This is a genomic window from Stenotrophomonas sp. YJH_SMC_14-1 (genome assembly GCF_059372275.1).
Genome location: NZ_JCAFVK010000002.1, coordinates 842062 through 857494, shown reverse-complemented (window position 1 = coordinate 857494; position 15433 = coordinate 842062). Strand labels below are relative to the sequence as shown.

Sequence of the window (15433 nt, the reverse complement as noted above, 5' to 3'; positions counted from 1 at the left end):
CAGCGGCCGGCACGACCGGGCAAGGTGAACCGACCCCCCGCCCGGCGACTATGGGACAATAGGCCGCCCGCACGTCCGCGGCCGCCTCCCGATTCCGACAGAACCATGACGCAGCCTACCCGTCGCCAGTTGGCCAACGCCATCCGCTTCCTTGCCGCCGATGCGGTTGAAACCGCAAAGTCCGGCCACCCCGGCATGCCCATGGGCATGGCCGACATCGCCGAAGTCCTCTGGAACGACTACCTCCGCCATAACCCGAGCAACCCGCACTGGTTCAACCGCGACCGTTTCGTGCTGTCCAACGGCCACGGTTCGATGCTGCAGTACGCGCTGCTGCACCTGAGTGGTTACGACCTGCCGATCGAGCAGCTGAAGCTGTTCCGCCAGCTGGGCAGCCACACCGCCGGTCACCCGGAGCGCCACGAGACCCCGGGCGTGGAAACCACCACCGGCCCGCTGGGCCAGGGTTTCGCCAATGCCGTGGGCTTCGCCCTGGCCGAGAAGCTGCTGGCACAGCGCTTCAACCGCCCGGAGCTGGAAGTGGTCGACCACCGCACCTGGGTGTTCATGGGCGATGGCTGCCTGATGGAAGGCGTGTCGCATGAAGCCGCTTCGCTGGCCGGTACCTGGGGCCTGCACAAGCTGGTCTGCTTCTGGGACAACAACCACATCTCCATCGACGGCAACGTCGAAGGCTGGTTCACCGACAACACCCCGGAGCGTTTCGAGGCCTATGGCTGGAACGTGGTGCGCGATGTCGATGGTCATGACCCGGAGAGCATCAAGGCCGGCATCGAGGCCGCGCTGTCGCAGAGCGACAAGCCGACCCTGATCTGCTGCCGCACCACCATTGGCTTTGGTTCGCCGAAGAAGGCGGGCAAGGAATCCAGCCACGGCGCACCGCTGGGCAAGGACGAACTGGAAGCCACCCGCAAGCAGCTGGGCTGGGAATACGGTCCGTTCGAGATCCCGCAGGCGATCTACGACGGCTGGCGCGCCAACGGCGCCGGCACGCTGCGCCAGGCCGAATGGGAACAGCTGTTCGACAAGTACGCCAGCCAGTACCCGGCTGAAGCGGCCGAACTGACCCGCCGCTCGCATGGCGAACTGCCGGCCGACTTCGTTGCCAAGGCCGATGCCTACATCGCCCAGGTGGCCGCTGAAGGCCCGACAATCGCCTCGCGCAAGGCCTCGCAGCTGGCCATCGAAGCCTACGCACCGCTGCTGCCGGAAATCGTCGGCGGCTCGGCCGACCTGGCGCACTCCAACCTGACCCTTTGGAAGGGCAGCAAATCGGTTGCCAGCGACGACGCCAACGCCAACTACGTGTACTACGGCGTGCGCGAGTTCGGCATGACCGCCATTGCCAACGGCCTGGCCCTGCACGGTGGCTTCATTCCGTTCGACGCCACCTTCCTGGTGTTCAGCGACTACGCCCGCAACGGCGTGCGCATGAGCGCGCTGATCCCGGCCCACGCCATCCACGTCTACACCCACGACTCGATCGGCCTGGGCGAAGACGGTCCGACCCACCAGCCGGTGGAGCACCTGGCCTCGCTGCGCTACATCCCGAACAACGACGTGTGGCGTCCGTGCGATGCGGTCGAGTCGGCGGTGAGCTGGAAGGCCGCGATCACCCGCCAGGACGGCCCGAGCTGCCTGGTGTTCAGCCGCCAGAACCTGCCGCACCAGCCGCGCAACGCCGAGCAGATCGCCCAGATCGAGCGCGGTGGCTACGTGCTGGCCGATGCCGACGGTACCCCGGACGTGATCCTGATCGCCACCGGTTCGGAAGTCTCGCTGGCCACCGAAGCCAAGGCCCAGCTGGACGCGGCCGGCCTCAAGACCCGCGTGGTCTCGATGCCGTCCACCGACGTGTTCCTGCGCCAGGATGCGGCCTACCGTGAATCGGTGCTGCCGAACGCCGTGCGCAAGCGCGTGGCGGTGGAAGCCGGCGTCACCGGTTTCTGGCGCCAGTTCGTCGGCCTGGACGGTGCCGTGATCGGTATCGACACCTTCGGTGCCTCGGCCCCGGCCGACCAGCTGTACAAGCACTTCGGCATCACCACTGCCCACGTGGTGGAAGCGGCCAAGTCGCTGTAAGCAGCTTCGCGACGTAATGAGGAAAGGCCGGCGCACGCCGGCCTTTTCTTTGCCGCAGGAAAAAGGGGACGGAGGGGATTAAGTCGTTTGTGCACATGCGACTTAATCCCCTCCGTCCCCTTTTCTCAGGCGGTGCGCGCCAGCGCCAGCCGCAGCAGTCGCGCGTCCAGACGTTCGGCGAAATCCTTCGGGGCCTGCAGGCCCATGCGCTGCAGGTACACCGCATCGCCGTCGCCGGCCGGTTGCCGCAGAGCCGCCCAGACCGTGCGCAGCTTGTCGCCGCGGGTCTGCGTGTTGGCCTTCAGCCAACCCAGCGCCTTCACCAGCACCTGCTCGATCTCGTTGAAGTCGCTGCCCAGCGGATAGTCCGGCAGGCTGCCGTCGGCGCGGAACGGTGCCAGCGCCGCCGCCAGCGCCTGTGGCGTGTTGCGCTGCTGGCGCTCCGGATCCGGTTGCGTGGCTGCCAGCAGCTTGCGCGAGGCCTGCGCCTGCTGCAGCAGGCCGCTCTGGAACGGGGCTTCGGTGATCGCCGTCATCGCATGCACGCAGTCCTCGTCGGTCAGTCCACGCAGGTCGGCGATGCCGTATTCGTTGAGGTAGATGTCGCGCAGGTGGCGCGGGATGGTGGTGTGCCCGTAGTTCCAGCGCACGTTGGATTCGCGCTGGCCCTTGTCATCGCGCGCCGCGCGGAACATCAAGACGCTGCGCGCTTCCGGCAGGGCATGTGCCATCGCCACGAAGTTGTACTGGCCACCCACGCCGGACACCACACGTCCGTCGTCCAGCGCATCCGACACGGCCGCGCCCAGTGCAGTGGCCATCATGCAGGAGTTGAAGAAGCGCGCATGGCGGCGTTGCAGGCGCTCCAGCGTCTCGTTGCCGCCATACAGCTGGTTGATTTCGCTGATGCGGCGCATGCCGATCGCACGGCATTCGTCTTCCGGCAGCGTGCGCAGCCACTCGTAGAACTCCGGCGAGCCCAGGTAGAACGCGCCGTGCAGGTACTCGCCCTCGGCGGCCAGGGTGGCGTGGTCGATGGACAGCGTGCTGCCGTTCTCGATGCGCTGCATCAGCGCCAGGTCGTCGTGCACCTTGCGCTTGATCACCCCGGTCTGCACCAGCCGGCGGAAGCCTTCGTTGAGCATCTCGCTGCAGCCGTACAGGCCCACCTCGAACGGATCCAGTCCGCCGATCTCCTGCACCAGCGGGTGGCTGGCAAGCTGTGGATCCAGCGCATGCAGCACGCGGCGGTAGCGCGCGTTGTCGGTGTGGCGCAGCACCAGCGCATGGCTGAGCGCGTCGGCCAGCGTGCCGATGCCGATCTGCAGGGTGCCGCCGTCGCGCACCAGCGTGCTGGCGTACAGGCCGATGGCGTAGTCGGCATCGCCCACCGGCTGCCGCGGCAGCCCGAACAGCGCCGGGTACGGCGGCGGCGGGGTGATCACCAGATCGAAGAACGACACATCGACCGTGGCCGAGCCGCCCATGTAAGGCAGCTGCGGATCGATCTCGGCGATCAGCAACGGGCGCGGCAGCCCGCGCGCGGTCATCGCATCCAGCGTGTCCTGGGTGATGTCGTTGTTGCACGACAGCGAAAGCCGGCGATCGTTCGGCCGCATCGCCACCTTCTGCACGATCACCTGCGGCGCGCGCTGCGCGACCGCATCGGCGGCGTGGGTGTAGTTCAGGCTGGTATAGCTGGATTGCGCCTGGCGCGAACCGAGCAGGGCGCCGGACTGCATGTAGAACTCTTCCACCTGCACATGTGCCGGCAGTGCATCGCGCGCGATCGCATCGGCATAGGCCAGGCGCGGGAAATCGTCGCCGAAATGGCGCTGCGCGAACGGCGCCATGAAGCGCGCTTCCAGGCCGTTGCCGCGCGCCTTCGGCGGGTTCAGCGACAGCGCGGTATACAGCTGCAGCGGTCGCGATGGATCGTGCTCGACGCGTGCATAAAGGGCATTGAGCAGCCGATGCGGCTTGCCCAGTGCCAGCGGTGCCCCGATCCGCAGCGGCCCGTCCACGCGCGCAAACAACCAGTCGACGGCGGCGTCCAGGTCGGTGAGGTGTTCGGTCATGCGCGGCGGTCCTGCGTGTGGGGGAGTGCTGGCATTACAGCATGTCGGGCTTGAACCGCCGTCGACGCGAGACTTCGGTGCCGGACACCATGAACTGGCCATCGCCCCGGTAATGCACCGTGCGCGGCAGTTTCGGCCGGGGCGCGACGTGGGCGCGCACGATTTCCCAGATGAACAGGTTGCTCGATTGCACCTGGCTGTCGTCGTAGAGTCGGCATTCGAAGCACGAATGACATTGGCCGACCAGCGGCGCGCCGACCTCGCGCGCGGGCAGCGCATCGAGCTCGAAACGGGCGAACTTGTCGACCTCGCGGCCGCTGCAGTTGCCGATGTCCACCACGGTGTCGAGCAGTTCCACGCCCGGCACATTGATCACGCACTCGCCGCTGCCACGGGCCAGCGCGTGGCTGTGGTTCGCGTCCCACAGGTAGGTGGCGACCAATGACGGCGAGAAGCCCATCACCATGTGCCAGCCCATCGTCATCAGGTTGCGCTGGCCACGCCAGGCGGTACTGACCAGCACGATCGGGCCAGGTTCGAGGAAGCGGTGGGCCTGCTCGACCGGGAAATCCTTCTTGGGCAGCGCTTTCATCCGGGGCCTGGAGCGGGAGGCATCGATGCTGGCGCAGCCGGGATGAACCTGGAGTCGAGGGGCTTGACAGACGATTCGATTACGCGCGTAATCGTTGCGTCGATTACGGATGTAAACCATGACCCCGATCAGCGAAGCCGAAGCCGTTGTGATGGAGGTGCTGTGGCAGCAGGCACCGCGTAGCGCCGATGAAGTGGTAGCCGCACTGGCCCACCGCGACTGGGCCGAACCGACCATCAAGTCCCTGCTCAATCGTCTGCTGACCAAGGGCGCGATTGCTGCCGAGCGTGATGGCCGGCGCTACCTGTACCGGCCGCTGCTGCAGCGCCAGGCGTGGGTGGAGGCGCAGAGCCAGGACTTCATCGGCCGTGTCTTTGAAGGGCGCGTTGCGCCGTTGGTCGCGCACTTCAGCGAACGCGGCCAGTTGAGTGCGCAGGACATCGCCGAACTGAAGAAACTGATCCAGGAGCTGGACCATGACTGAGCTGCTCAACGGAGTGTGGCAGGCCAGCCTGTGGTTGGCGGTGGGCGCGGTCCTGCTGGCGGTGATGCGGCCGCTGCTGGTGCGATTGGGGGGCGCTGGTCTGGCATACCGCAGCTGGTGGCTGCTGCCGATGCTGCTGGTGGCACTGATGCTGCCGTTGCCGCAGGTTGCGTTGTTGCAGCAGGTACCCACGCTGCCGCTGAAAGTGCTGCCCGGTGCCATTGATGGAGCGGCCGGCCAGTCCTTGCCATGGGCCGGGTTGTTGCTGGCATTCTGGGCCGTGGGCATGGGCCTCTGCCTGCTGCGCGACCTGCGTGCGCAGCGCCGTTTCGAACGGAGCATGGGTCCACTGACGCCGCGCACCGATGGTAGCTGGCAGGCGAGCGGCGACCCGGGTCTGCCAGCCCTGGTTGGCCTGTGGCGGCCGCGCATCGTGGTTGGCCCGGAATTCGATCAGCAGTTCAGCGCGCAGGAACAGGGCCTGATCCTGCAGCACGAGCGCAGCCACCGTCGCAATGGCGACCACTGGGCCAACGGCGCGCTGCTGCTGGTGCGCGCGGTGTTCTGGTTCCACCCGTTGCTGCCTTGGGCCGCACGCCGCTTCCTGCGCGACCAGGAACTGGCCTGCGATGCCCGCACCATCGGCCCGCAGCCTGCGCTGCGCGGCCTCTACGCCAGCACGCTGCTGAAGGCGCAGCTGGTCCAACCGGTTGCGCCCGCGGTCTGCCATTGGCGCAGCCAACCCGTGTTGAAGGAGCGCATCGCGATGTTGAAGCAGTCCAAGCGGAAGGCATTGCCGTGGGTGTCGGGACAGGTACTGGTGGTCGGGGTGTGCCTGGGAATGGGAGCGGTGGCGTGGGCCAGCCAGGGCGGAGGCGCGGGAGGCGCGGCAGGGTCCGTCATGGACCGGGAGATCCAGGTCGACAAGATGCCGCCACCGTCCTATCCGAAATCTGCGGTCGAGCAGCGCCAGGTGGGCGTGGTGAACCTGCGCGTGGAAGTGGACGCCCAAGGCCATCCCACCGACGTCCAGGTGCTCAGCGCCACCAATCCGGGGGTGTTCGATGCTGTCTCGATTGCTGCGGCGCGCAGCTGGAGCTATCGGCCCGCAGTGAAGAACGGCAAGCCGGTGGCCGGTGCCGTGCGCGTCCCGATTACCTACGCCATGGATGACACCGAGGACACGAAGTGAAGCGAGCGCCGCTGCTGATGATGGCCGTGCTGCTGGCGGGATGTGCAACCCAGGATCGCCTGACCACGGCCGATACCCGCAGCGAGAATGTCGGTCACCAGCGCCTGCGACCCGATGCGGGGGGAGGGACCGGCCAGATCCAGCCCTACGCACTGGCCGCCAGCGAAGGCTACCGCATGCCACAACTGCATACGGCACCGGACCCGGTAGTGGGCGAGCGTGATCCACGCACCTCGCTGCCGCCGACTACGGTCTGCCTGCAGGTGGTGGTGGATGCGCAGGGCAGCGTTGAGCGCAGCATCCCGCTGACCGACCGCAGCGAATGCAGTGCGGGTGAGGCACCGGAGAATGCGCCCTTGCTGCAGGCAGCGCAGGAGGCGGTTGCCATGTGGAAGTACTCGTCTGCCGCAGTCTGCCACTTCGCGGCAGGTAAAGTGCCGGCAGATCGCGGCGACTGCCGCAGTGCCGAGCGGGTCGAACCGGTGGCCGTCACCCTGCAGTACGCCTTCACCTTCGAGGTCGTGAAGGGCCGGCAGACGGTCCGCACGCAGGGAAAATGATCGCGCGTGATGCCGGGTGGCGCCGGGCCATGCCCGGCCAGTACAGCGGCGTCGATCAGGCCCCGCCCTGGATGTTGGCCTTCACTGCGGGCTGCATCAGTTTCGGTTCTTCCAGCATGGCATCACGGGCCTGTCGCACGCTGACGAACTCCGCCTCGGCTACGCCGTCATGCACGTGGATGTTGTGCGCGCGCTGTTCGCCGATGGTGGTTTCGTTGGCGAAACTGCGTCCACCCGGGCCGTAGTCGTGACAGACGAACACGCGCGTTGCATCGGGCAGGGCCAGCAGGCGCTGGATCGAGCGGTACAGCTGCGCGGCATCACCACCCGGGAAGTCACAGCGGGCGGTGCCGCCATCGGGCATGAACAGCGAGTCACCGGTGAACAGCGCATCGTCGATCAGGTAGGCGATGCTGTCGCTGGTATGGCCGGGCACGGCGATCACCTGGCAGCGCAGTTCGCCCAGAGCGAAGGTTTCGCCGTCGCTGAACAGGTGATCGAAGATTTCATCTGCGGCAGGAAGCTGCAGGCCATAGCGTGGTGCAAACGTTGCCTGTACCGCGCGGATGCCTTCGCCGATGGCCAGCGTGGCCTGCGGGAACCGATGCTTCAGGCGCCGCCCGGCCGACACATGGTCAGCGTGGGCATGGGTTTCCAGCAGCCAGCGCAGCTGCAGGCCGTGTTGCTCGATGGCCTGCAACGCGGCATGCAGCGGCGCTTCACTGCTGGCGTCGGTATCCGGGTCGTAGTCCAGGACCGGGTCGATCAGCGCTGCCTCGCTACTGGCCGGGTCGCTGACCAGGTAGCTGAAGGTATTGCTGTCACGGTGGAAGAACGACTGCACCTGGACTGACATTGGAATCCTCCTCAGCGCGCGCCGAGCACGCGGTTCAGCAACTGCGCCAGGTTTTCACCGGCCAGTCGCAGCTGCGCTTCGGCCAGCGGCCGGTAGCGCTCGGTGTATTCGTCACCGATTTTACGCGTGGCCGGATAAACGCCAGCTTGCATGGAAATGCGGCAGCTGGCCTCGGCCCACGTCTGCGGGTCGCGCTGCGGGTTGGACTGGCGCGCCAGCTTCGGCGCGCGCTGGCTCTGCAGCAGCGGCAGGTAGCCCGCGTCGTCCAGCTTGCGGGTGTTGAGCATGCCGCTGTCCCACAGCGAGTGCAGGTTGGTACCGCGGTTGCCGAACTGCAGCTGGAAATCGTTGCCGCCCTTGTCGTGCGCGTAACCGGCGTGCATCGGCTGATGGATGTCGCCGACCAGGTGCACGACGAACTTCAGCGCCTGCAGGCGCTCGCCATCGGTCAGGCTGCGGTCGCCGAGGATGGCGCTCTGTGCTTTCAGCGCCTCGACAATGCAGTTGCCGTTCCTGCAGTGCTTCGGTGCTTCGTAATGGCAATTGTCTTCGGCGATGTTGACGTAGTGCCAGCCGGCCGAGCGACGGCCCAGGCCCGGATCCTTGGCACGCAGCTGGTCGGCCCACGGGGCGATGCTGGCCAGCGTGGCGTCCGGTTCGGTGGCCAGCAGGCGGTCCACTTCTGCGCGGGCAGCGGGGTTGAGACGGGCGTCGGCGACTTCGGCGACAAGGCGGTGGCCTTGTGCGCCCCAGGCATGGGCGGGGGCGGAAGCGGACAGCAGGACCGGCGCCAGGGCGGCGGCGAGGAACAGGGAATGCAGGGCTTTCATGCGCACATTCTAGCGGTGTAGGTGGATTGAAGAGCGGCGCGTTCCTGTTCCGAAGCGGGAGCGCAGCGGGAGGGGCGGCGTGTCCCGGCTCTGCTCCCCGCCTTGCCCCAGCTCCGGAACCGCTTCAGTCCCAGGCACAAAAAAAGCCCCGGCAATCACCGGGGCAACATGCTGCGAGGGTTTTGCGTATGGCGGGGGAGCGGGGGCGAAGCCCCCGCGCCCAACACACCGTTTAGAACTTGAAGACGTACGAAGCGCCGTAGACCAGCGGATCGATGTTGACCGTGCCGATCTTCTCGCCGTTCAACTTCACCTTGCTGTCGATGTCGATCCAGCGCATGTCCACACGCAGGGCGCCCTTCTCGCCGATCGCGAAGTCGATGCCCGCATGCGCGGCCAGGCCCCACGAATCCTGCAGCTTCAGCTTGCTGCCGGCCAGCGCACCGGTGGTGTCTTCGCTGAAGAAGGTCGTGTAGTTCACGCCCGCGCCGACGAACGGCGAGACCTTGCCCTTGCTGTTGAAGTGGTACTGCAGGGTCACCACCGGCGGCAACTGCTTGGTGCTGCCGACGCGGCCGAGGCCATTGATGTTGATGTCGTGCTTGAACGGCAGCGCGGCCAGCACTTCGATGCCCAGGTTGTCGGCAATGAAGTACTCGCCGGTGATGGTCGGCTTGACGTCGTTGTCGACGTCGACCTTCAGCGTGTGGCCGGCCAGCCAGCCGTTGTTCGACTTCGGCGCCACCTGGTGGACGCCGGCCGAGACGGTCCAGTCGCCCTTGGACTGGGCCATGGCCGGGGCGGCGGCGAGGGACAGGGCGGCGGCCAGGCCGGCCAGGATCAGGGGGGAGGTCTTGCGCATGGGGGTGATCTCGTTGCTGGGTGGATGGCGACAGTCTCGGCCTCACGCCGTGCTAACGCTTTGATCCGGATCAAATCCTGTCCGCCGGCCCTCTGGCCCGGGCGCTGGCCCACGGTGGCCAGCCCCGGTTTGCTAGACTTGTGGGCCCTATCCATCCCGCCGCACCCGTAGCGGCCGCAGGAGCTTGAGAAATGGCAATCAAGGTTGGTATCAACGGTTTCGGTCGCATCGGGCGTAACGTCCTGCGCTCGGCGGTGCTGAACTTCGGCGACGACATCGAAATCGTGGCCATCAACGATCTGCTGGAGCCGGACTACCTGGCGTACATGCTCAAGTACGACTCCGTGCACGGCCGCTTCAAGGCCGACGTGGCAGTGCAGGGCAACGACCTGCTGGTCAACGGCAAGAAGATCCGCCTGACCCAGGAACGCGACCCGGCCAACCTGAAGTGGGATGAAGTCGGTGCCGACGTGGTGCTGGAAGCCACCGGCCTGTTCCTGACCAAGGAAACCGCGCAGAAGCACATCGATGCCGGCGCCAAGAAGGTCATCATGTCGGCGCCGTCGAAGGACGACACGCCGATGTTCGTCTACGGCGTGAACGACAAGACCTACGCCGGCCAGGCGATCATTTCCAACGCCTCGTGCACCACCAACTGCCTGGCCCCGCTGGCCAAGGTCATCAATGACAAGTGGGGCATCAAACGCGGCCTGATGACCACCGTGCATGCGGCAACCGCCACCCAGAAGACCGTCGATGGCCCGTCCAACAAGGACTGGCGCGGTGGCCGTGGCATCCTGGAGAACATCATCCCGTCGTCCACCGGTGCGGCCAAGGCCGTCGGCGTGGTCATCCCGGAACTGAACAAGAAGCTGACCGGCATGAGCTTCCGCGTCCCGACCTCTGACGTGTCGGTGGTCGACCTGACCGTCGAACTGGAAAAGGAAGCCACCTACGCCGAGATCTGCGCGGAAGTGAAGGCACAGAGCGAAGGCCCGCTGAAGGGCATCCTGGGCTACACCGAAGACAAGGTGGTGGCCACCGATTTCCGCGGCGAAACCTGCACTTCGGTGTTCGACGCCGACGCTGGCATCGCCCTGGACGGCACCTTCGTCAAGCTGGTCACCTGGTACGACAACGAGTGGGGCTACTCGAACAAGTGCCTGGAAATGGCCAAGGTCATCGCCGCCAAGTAAGGCCGGCGAAGATCGCACACGGACCCCGGCCTGGCCGGGGTTCGTCGTTTATGGGGCCGGCCCTGTCGTAGCATGGGCCGGTCGACCGCTGCCGCTGGGGCGCGGGAACGCTATGGAAGCACGCAATGGAAGCACTGATTGCCCTGGTCGTACTGGTCCTGCTGGCCATCCCGCTGCTGCTGGTGGTGGCGCTGGTGATGATTGCCGGCCTGCGCCGCCGCGTCGCCGCGCTGGAAAGCGCCATGGCTGCCGCGCCGGTCGCCGCCATGCACGCGCCTGAACGGCCTGCGGCCCCCCCTGTGGCCAGTGCCGATCCACCGTTCCTGCGGCCGGTGGCGGCTGCTGCACCGCCTCCGCCTCCGCCTCCGCCTCCGCCTCCGCCTCAGCCAACGCCGGTGCGCGAAGCGGTGCCTGCGGCAACGGAGGCGCCGCGCCCGATCGCACCACCGCCGGTGCCACCCGCGCCGATGCAGCCACCGTTGCCTTCCGGACCGGCGCTGCCGAACTTCATCGAGCGCGGCAGTGGCGCGGTCAAGCGCTGGTTCACCGAGGGCAACGTGCCGGTGAAGATCGGCATGCTGGTGCTGCTGGCCGGTGTCGCTGCGCTGCTGAAGTACGTCAGCGACCAGGGCTGGCTGGTGCTGCCGATCGAGCTGCGCCTGGCCGGTGTCACCGTCGGTGCACTGGGCCTGCTGGCGTTCGGCTGGCACCAGCGCGAGCGCCGGCGCCTGTTTGCGCTGGCCTTGCAGGGCGGTGCCATCGGCGTGCTGCTGTTGACCATCTTCGCGGCCTTCAAGCGTTTCGAGCTGATTCCGCCGGGCTTCGCCTTCGTCAGCTCCATTGCACTGGTGGCCGCGCTGTGCGTGCTGGCGGTGGTGCAGAACTCGCGTACGCTGGCGGTGCTGGGCATCCTCGCCGGCTTCATGGCACCGCTGTGGCTGTCCACCGGCAGCGGCAACCACGTGGGGTTGTTCAGCTACTACGCCGTGCTCAACGCCGGCATCTTCGCCATTGCCTGGTTCCGACCGTGGCGCGCGCTGAACCTGCTGGGCTTCGCCTTCACCTTCGGTATCGGCACGTTCTGGGGCGTGCTGCAGTACGCGCCTGACAAGTTCAGCAGCACCGAGCCGTTCCTGCTGCTGTTCTTCGCCTTCTACCTGCTGATCCCGTTGCTCTACGCACGCCGGCAGCCCGCCGGGCAGCGTGACCTGGTCGATGGCAGCCTGGTGTTCGGTACGCCGTTGGTCGCGTTCTCGTTGCAGGCGGGGATGCTGTACCAGCAGCCGATGACGCTGGCGCTGTGCGCACTGGGCCTGGCCGCGATCTACGCGGCGCTGGCGTGGGCGTTGATCAGGCGCGCGTCGTACACCGTGCTGGCGCAGTCGCACGCGGTGCTGGCGGTGGGCTTTGCCACGCTGGCGGTGCCGCTGGCCTTGTCGGCGCGGGCCACCGGCGCGGTCTTCGCGCTGGAAGGCGCCGGACTGGCCTGGTTGGGCCTGCGCCAGAAGCGCTGGCTGCCGCAGGTGTCCGGCGCGCTGCTGCAGATGGGCGCTGCGTTCGCCTTCGTGGCCGGTGGCGATCACTGGCATGAGGACCTGCGTTTCCTGATCAATCCGACTGCCATCGGGGCGCTGCTGCTGGCCCTGGCCGGCTTCGCGTCGGCCTGGAGCTACCAGCGCAGGTCACGCCACGAGATCGCCCTGGTCTACTACCTGTGGGGCCTGCTGTGGTGGCTGGGCGGCATGGTGCATGAGATCACCCGCTTCTTCCCGTACCGCGCCGAAGTGGACGCGTTGCTGGTGCTGGCCGCCGTCACTGCCTGGCTGGCCGCCGAAATGCAGCGCCGTCAGCCGGCACGCGCACTGGGCGTGACCGCGCTGGCCATGCTGGCGCTGGGCTTCCCGCTGGCGCTGATGCAGAGCGACGCGCACCATCAGCCATTCGCCGGCTACGGTGCGCTGGCCTGGGCGGTGTTCGCGGTGATGGGCGTGCGCACGCTGCTCTGCCTGCGCCAGGGGGGCGACAGCGTGGCGCGCATCGCGCAGTTCCTGTGGTGGCTGTTGTGGCCGTCTCTGCTTTCGCTGCTGGCCCTGTGGGGCGGTGGCGAGGCCGGGCTGGCACAGGGCTGGACCACGTTGCTGGTGACGGTGCCGTGGCTGCTGATGGCGGCGCTGTCGCTGTGGCGCTGGAATGCGCTTCGCTGGCCGCTGGGTGCAGCGTTCGATCGCGTGCGCCAGCCGCTGCAGTGCGTGCTGTTCGGCCTGTTGTCGATCGGCTGGCTGTTCGGACAGCTGCTGCCGGGCGATGCTGCGCCGCTGCTCTGGCTGCCGGTATTGAATCCGGCCGAGCTCGGACAGTGGCTGAGCCTGTTGCTGCTTGCACGCTGGCTGTACAGCGATCAGGCGCCGAAGACCCTGTCGGGAATCCGCATGCCGCTGCTGTCACTGGCAACGTTCGTCGCGCTGACCAGCGTGGTGCTGCATGGCGTGCATCAGTGGGGCGGCCTGTCGTGGAGTGCGTCGATGATGCGTTCCAGCCTGGCGCAGACCAGCCTGACCGTGCTGTGGAGCGTGCTTGGCGTGATTGCCTGGGTGTGGGGATCGCGCCGTGGCCAGCGCGTGTTGTGGATGGTCGGTGCCGTGCTGATGGGCGTGGTGCTGGCCAAGCTGGTCATCGTCGATCGCCAGCACCTGGGCAACCTGCTGGGCATCGCATCGTTCATCGCCTACGGCCTGCTGTGCACGGTCGTGGGTTATCTGGCACCGGCACCGCCCAGCGCGGCGCCGTCCGTGGAGGAAAAACAATGAGGAAGTGGAGCAGGGCGCTGCTGCCGGCGATGTTCGGCATGCTGGCCGCCGTCGCGGTGCAGGCCGCCGACTACCGCACGCAGTACGCCGAGCAGTGGCCGTTGACGCTGTCCAGCGCACAGTCCGGTGCGTACAGGGTGGTTCTGGAGCCGGCGATCTATCGCCGTGCAGGTGCCGCAGACCTGGGTGACCTGCAGGTGTTCAACGCCGCCGGCCAATCGTTGCCATCGGCATTGCTGGCGCCGGACCAGCCGCTGGCACAGCCGCCGGTGCAGCGTGAGCTGCCGTGGTTCGCGCTGCCGCCGCTGGCCGAAGCACAGCGCAACGATCTGCAGTTGCTGACCGAGCGCGATACCGATGGCCGTGTCCGTCGCGTCGAAGCACGCGTGAGCGGCGGTGCGGCAGCGAACGGGCAGGGTGGTTGGCTGATCGATGCCAGCGTGCTCGGCCAGCAACCGTTGGCGGCACTGGTGCTGGACTGGGCTGACAGCGGACAGCCGTTGCAGGCGCAGGTGCAGCTGGATGCCAGCGACGACCTGCAGCACTGGCGTCCGATCGGGCGTGACATCCCGCTGGTCGACCTGCAGCGTGCTGGCAAGCGCCTGCTGCAGCGCCGCCTGCAGGTGGACGGCGAGGCGCGCTATCTGCGCGTGCTGGCGCAGGGCGATACGCGCCTGCCGACGCTGCGCAGCGTGCTGGCCGAGCTGCCGCCGGCGCCGGCCACGCTGCCGTGGGAGTGGCTGTCGCTGGAACCGACCTCGAAGGGCAAGGGTGAATACACCTTCGAACTCGACGGCCGTTTCCCGGTAGCGCGCGCGGATGTGACCAGCACCGACAACAGCCTGGTGCAGTGGACGTTGTTCAGCCGCGATGACGAGAGTGCGGAATGGCAGCGCCGCAGTGCGCCATGGATTGCGTACCAACTGCAGCAGGGCGCGCAGGGCCAGCGCCAGCAATCAGCGGCCCAGCCGCTGGGGGGCGTGCATCGTGACCGCTACTGGAAGCTGGTGGCGAATCCGGCGGAAACTGCGACCGCGCCGACCCTGCGCTTGGGCTACCAGCCGGAAGTACTGGTGTTCCTGAGCCAGGGGGCAGCACCGTATGCACTGGCAGTGGGCAGCGCGACCGCGCGCCGCATGGAAGCGCCGATCGGTGTGTTGATCGAGGAACTGCGGCAGCGCAATGATCCGTCGTGGCAGCCGACGCTGGCGCGCCTGGAGGGCAGCCCGGAGCCGCTGGCCGGTGACGCGGCGCTGAAGCCGCAGCACGATTGGAAGGCGTCGTTGCTGTGGGCGTTGCTGGGGCTGGGTGTGTTGGTTGTTGGCGGCCTGGCGGTCAGCCTGCTTCGGCAGAAGCCGGCGCCTTCGGAATAGGTTCCAGCGAACGGCGCAGCCCCTCGTGGGTGGCTGCAAAGCGCGATCCCGGGGATGGGCCGAGCGGATGGGCTGGGCAGGGGACGCCGTGAATCCGTCCCTGGAGGCTTAGCCGCGCCATCCATGGCGCGGATACCCCTGCCCAGCCCACCCGCCCGGCCTCTGACAGTTTCCGTGTGCGTCCACCCACGGAAAGAAAAAAAGAAGAGCAACAGCTGCTTGGCTGGGCGCTCTTTCTAGAGCAGGGCCCACGCTCGGCTGCTCTCCACGAGATCTCCAGCCGAGCATCAGCTCGGCTCAACCTTCCATCTCCCTCCGACACCAGAAACCGCCTTTGCTTTCGCCGTCCGCTCCGCCTCATGAACCTGTCGAGGCCGGGGTGGTGTGGGCTCGCGGGGGCGTAAGCGCCATGGATGGCGCGCCCGAGCCTCCAGGGATGGATTCACGGCGTCCCCCGCGAGCCCACACCGCCCCGGCCCACTCACGGCACCACGAAGCGC

Annotated in this window: 12 protein-coding genes; 7 read left to right on the top strand and 5 right to left on the bottom strand. The window is 67.3% G+C overall.

What is annotated here, in order from left to right:
* Positions 1-105 precede the first annotated feature (105 nt).
* Positions 106-2103, top strand: a complete 1998-nt coding sequence (tkt, locus tag AC5P9P_RS08850; protein ID WP_164133537.1) for a transketolase — start codon at positions 106-108, stop codon at positions 2101-2103.
* 125 nt (positions 2104-2228) lie between these two features.
* Here the strand turns inward: tkt and AC5P9P_RS08845 are convergent, their stop codons facing one another.
* Both AC5P9P_RS08845 and AC5P9P_RS08840 read right to left on the bottom strand, forming a co-directional pair.
* Positions 2229-4181 (bottom strand): acetyl-CoA hydrolase/transferase C-terminal domain-containing protein, encoded by a 1953-nt coding sequence (locus AC5P9P_RS08845; RefSeq protein ID WP_100443405.1) that lies wholly within the window; start codon positions 4179-4181, stop codon positions 2229-2231.
* 34 nt (positions 4182-4215) lie between these two features.
* Complete coding sequence (locus AC5P9P_RS08840) at positions 4216-4773, bottom strand: flavin reductase family protein (protein ID WP_495232696.1); 558 nt, start codon at positions 4771-4773, stop codon at positions 4216-4218.
* A gap of 118 nt (positions 4774-4891) precedes the next feature.
* On the opposite strand from AC5P9P_RS08840, the gene AC5P9P_RS08835 reads away from it, so the two are divergent.
* From AC5P9P_RS08835 to AC5P9P_RS08825, 3 genes are read left to right on the top strand one after another with little or no spacing between them, the layout of a single operon-like run.
* Positions 4892-5257, top strand: coding sequence for a BlaI/MecI/CopY family transcriptional regulator (locus AC5P9P_RS08835; protein WP_288416268.1), 366 nt, complete (start codon positions 4892-4894; stop codon positions 5255-5257).
* Positions 5250-6449 (top strand): M56 family metallopeptidase, encoded by a 1200-nt coding sequence (locus tag AC5P9P_RS08830; protein WP_288416271.1) that lies wholly within the window; start codon positions 5250-5252, stop codon positions 6447-6449. The genes AC5P9P_RS08835 and AC5P9P_RS08830 overlap by 8 nt, the downstream gene beginning before the upstream one ends.
* Positions 6446-7009, top strand: a complete 564-nt coding sequence (locus tag AC5P9P_RS08825; RefSeq protein ID WP_024958475.1) for a hypothetical protein — start codon at positions 6446-6448, stop codon at positions 7007-7009. Before AC5P9P_RS08830 ends, AC5P9P_RS08825 begins: the two co-directional genes overlap by 4 nt.
* 55 nt (positions 7010-7064) lie before the next feature.
* Here AC5P9P_RS08825 and AC5P9P_RS08820 read toward each other — a convergent pair whose 3' ends face one another.
* The 3 genes from AC5P9P_RS08820 to AC5P9P_RS08810 form a co-directional block, all read right to left on the bottom strand.
* A complete protein-coding gene (locus AC5P9P_RS08820; RefSeq protein WP_322535007.1) occupies positions 7065-7865 on the bottom strand; it encodes an MBL fold metallo-hydrolase in 801 nt (266 codons plus the stop codon).
* An 11-nt stretch (positions 7866-7876) separates the two neighbouring features.
* Positions 7877-8695 (bottom strand): S1/P1 nuclease, encoded by an 819-nt coding sequence (locus tag AC5P9P_RS08815; protein ID WP_111109000.1) that lies wholly within the window; start codon positions 8693-8695, stop codon positions 7877-7879.
* A gap of 232 nt (positions 8696-8927) precedes the next feature.
* A complete protein-coding gene (locus tag AC5P9P_RS08810; protein ID WP_005410839.1) occupies positions 8928-9557 on the bottom strand; it encodes an OmpW/AlkL family protein in 630 nt (209 codons plus the stop codon).
* Between the two features lie 191 nt (positions 9558-9748).
* Between AC5P9P_RS08810 and gap the strand changes: the two genes are divergently transcribed.
* The 3 genes from gap (at position 9749) to AC5P9P_RS08795 (ending at position 14933) form a co-directional block, all read left to right on the top strand.
* Positions 9749-10753 carry a type I glyceraldehyde-3-phosphate dehydrogenase gene (gene gap, locus AC5P9P_RS08805; RefSeq protein WP_005414333.1) on the top strand — a complete coding sequence of 335 codons (1005 nt, stop codon included), beginning with the start codon at positions 9749-9751 and terminating at the stop codon, positions 10751-10753.
* A 125-nt stretch (positions 10754-10878) separates the two neighbouring features.
* Positions 10879-13560, top strand: coding sequence for a DUF2339 domain-containing protein (locus tag AC5P9P_RS08800; RefSeq protein ID WP_288416282.1), 2682 nt, complete (start codon positions 10879-10881; stop codon positions 13558-13560).
* Entirely contained in the window at positions 13557-14933 is a 1377-nt protein-coding gene (locus AC5P9P_RS08795) for a DUF3999 domain-containing protein (RefSeq protein ID WP_495232695.1), read from the top strand. Before AC5P9P_RS08800 ends, AC5P9P_RS08795 begins: the two co-directional genes overlap by 4 nt.
* Positions 14934-15433 lie beyond the last annotated feature (500 nt).

Coding starts and splice junctions, on each gene's coding strand:
- AC5P9P_RS08845 (WP_100443405.1), bottom strand. CDS start 4,181: ATGACCGAACACCTCACCGACCTGGACGCCGCCGTCGACTGGTTGTTT.
- AC5P9P_RS08840 (WP_495232696.1), bottom strand. CDS start 4,773: ATGAAAGCGCTGCCCAAGAAGGATTTCCCGGTCGAGCAGGCCCACCGC.
- AC5P9P_RS08800 (WP_288416282.1), top strand. CDS start 10,879: ATGGAAGCACTGATTGCCCTGGTCGTACTGGTCCTGCTGGCCATCCCG.
- AC5P9P_RS08795 (WP_495232695.1), top strand. CDS start 13,557: ATGAGGAAGTGGAGCAGGGCGCTGCTGCCGGCGATGTTCGGCATGCTG.
- AC5P9P_RS08810 (WP_005410839.1), bottom strand. CDS start 9,557: ATGCGCAAGACCTCCCCCCTGATCCTGGCCGGCCTGGCCGCCGCCCTG.
- AC5P9P_RS08815 (WP_111109000.1), bottom strand. CDS start 8,695: ATGAAAGCCCTGCATTCCCTGTTCCTCGCCGCCGCCCTGGCGCCGGTC.
- tkt (WP_164133537.1), top strand. CDS start 106: ATGACGCAGCCTACCCGTCGCCAGTTGGCCAACGCCATCCGCTTCCTT.
- gap (WP_005414333.1), top strand. CDS start 9,749: ATGGCAATCAAGGTTGGTATCAACGGTTTCGGTCGCATCGGGCGTAAC.
- AC5P9P_RS08835 (WP_288416268.1), top strand. CDS start 4,892: ATGACCCCGATCAGCGAAGCCGAAGCCGTTGTGATGGAGGTGCTGTGG.
- AC5P9P_RS08820 (WP_322535007.1), bottom strand. CDS start 7,865: ATGTCAGTCCAGGTGCAGTCGTTCTTCCACCGTGACAGCAATACCTTC.
- AC5P9P_RS08830 (WP_288416271.1), top strand. CDS start 5,250: ATGACTGAGCTGCTCAACGGAGTGTGGCAGGCCAGCCTGTGGTTGGCG.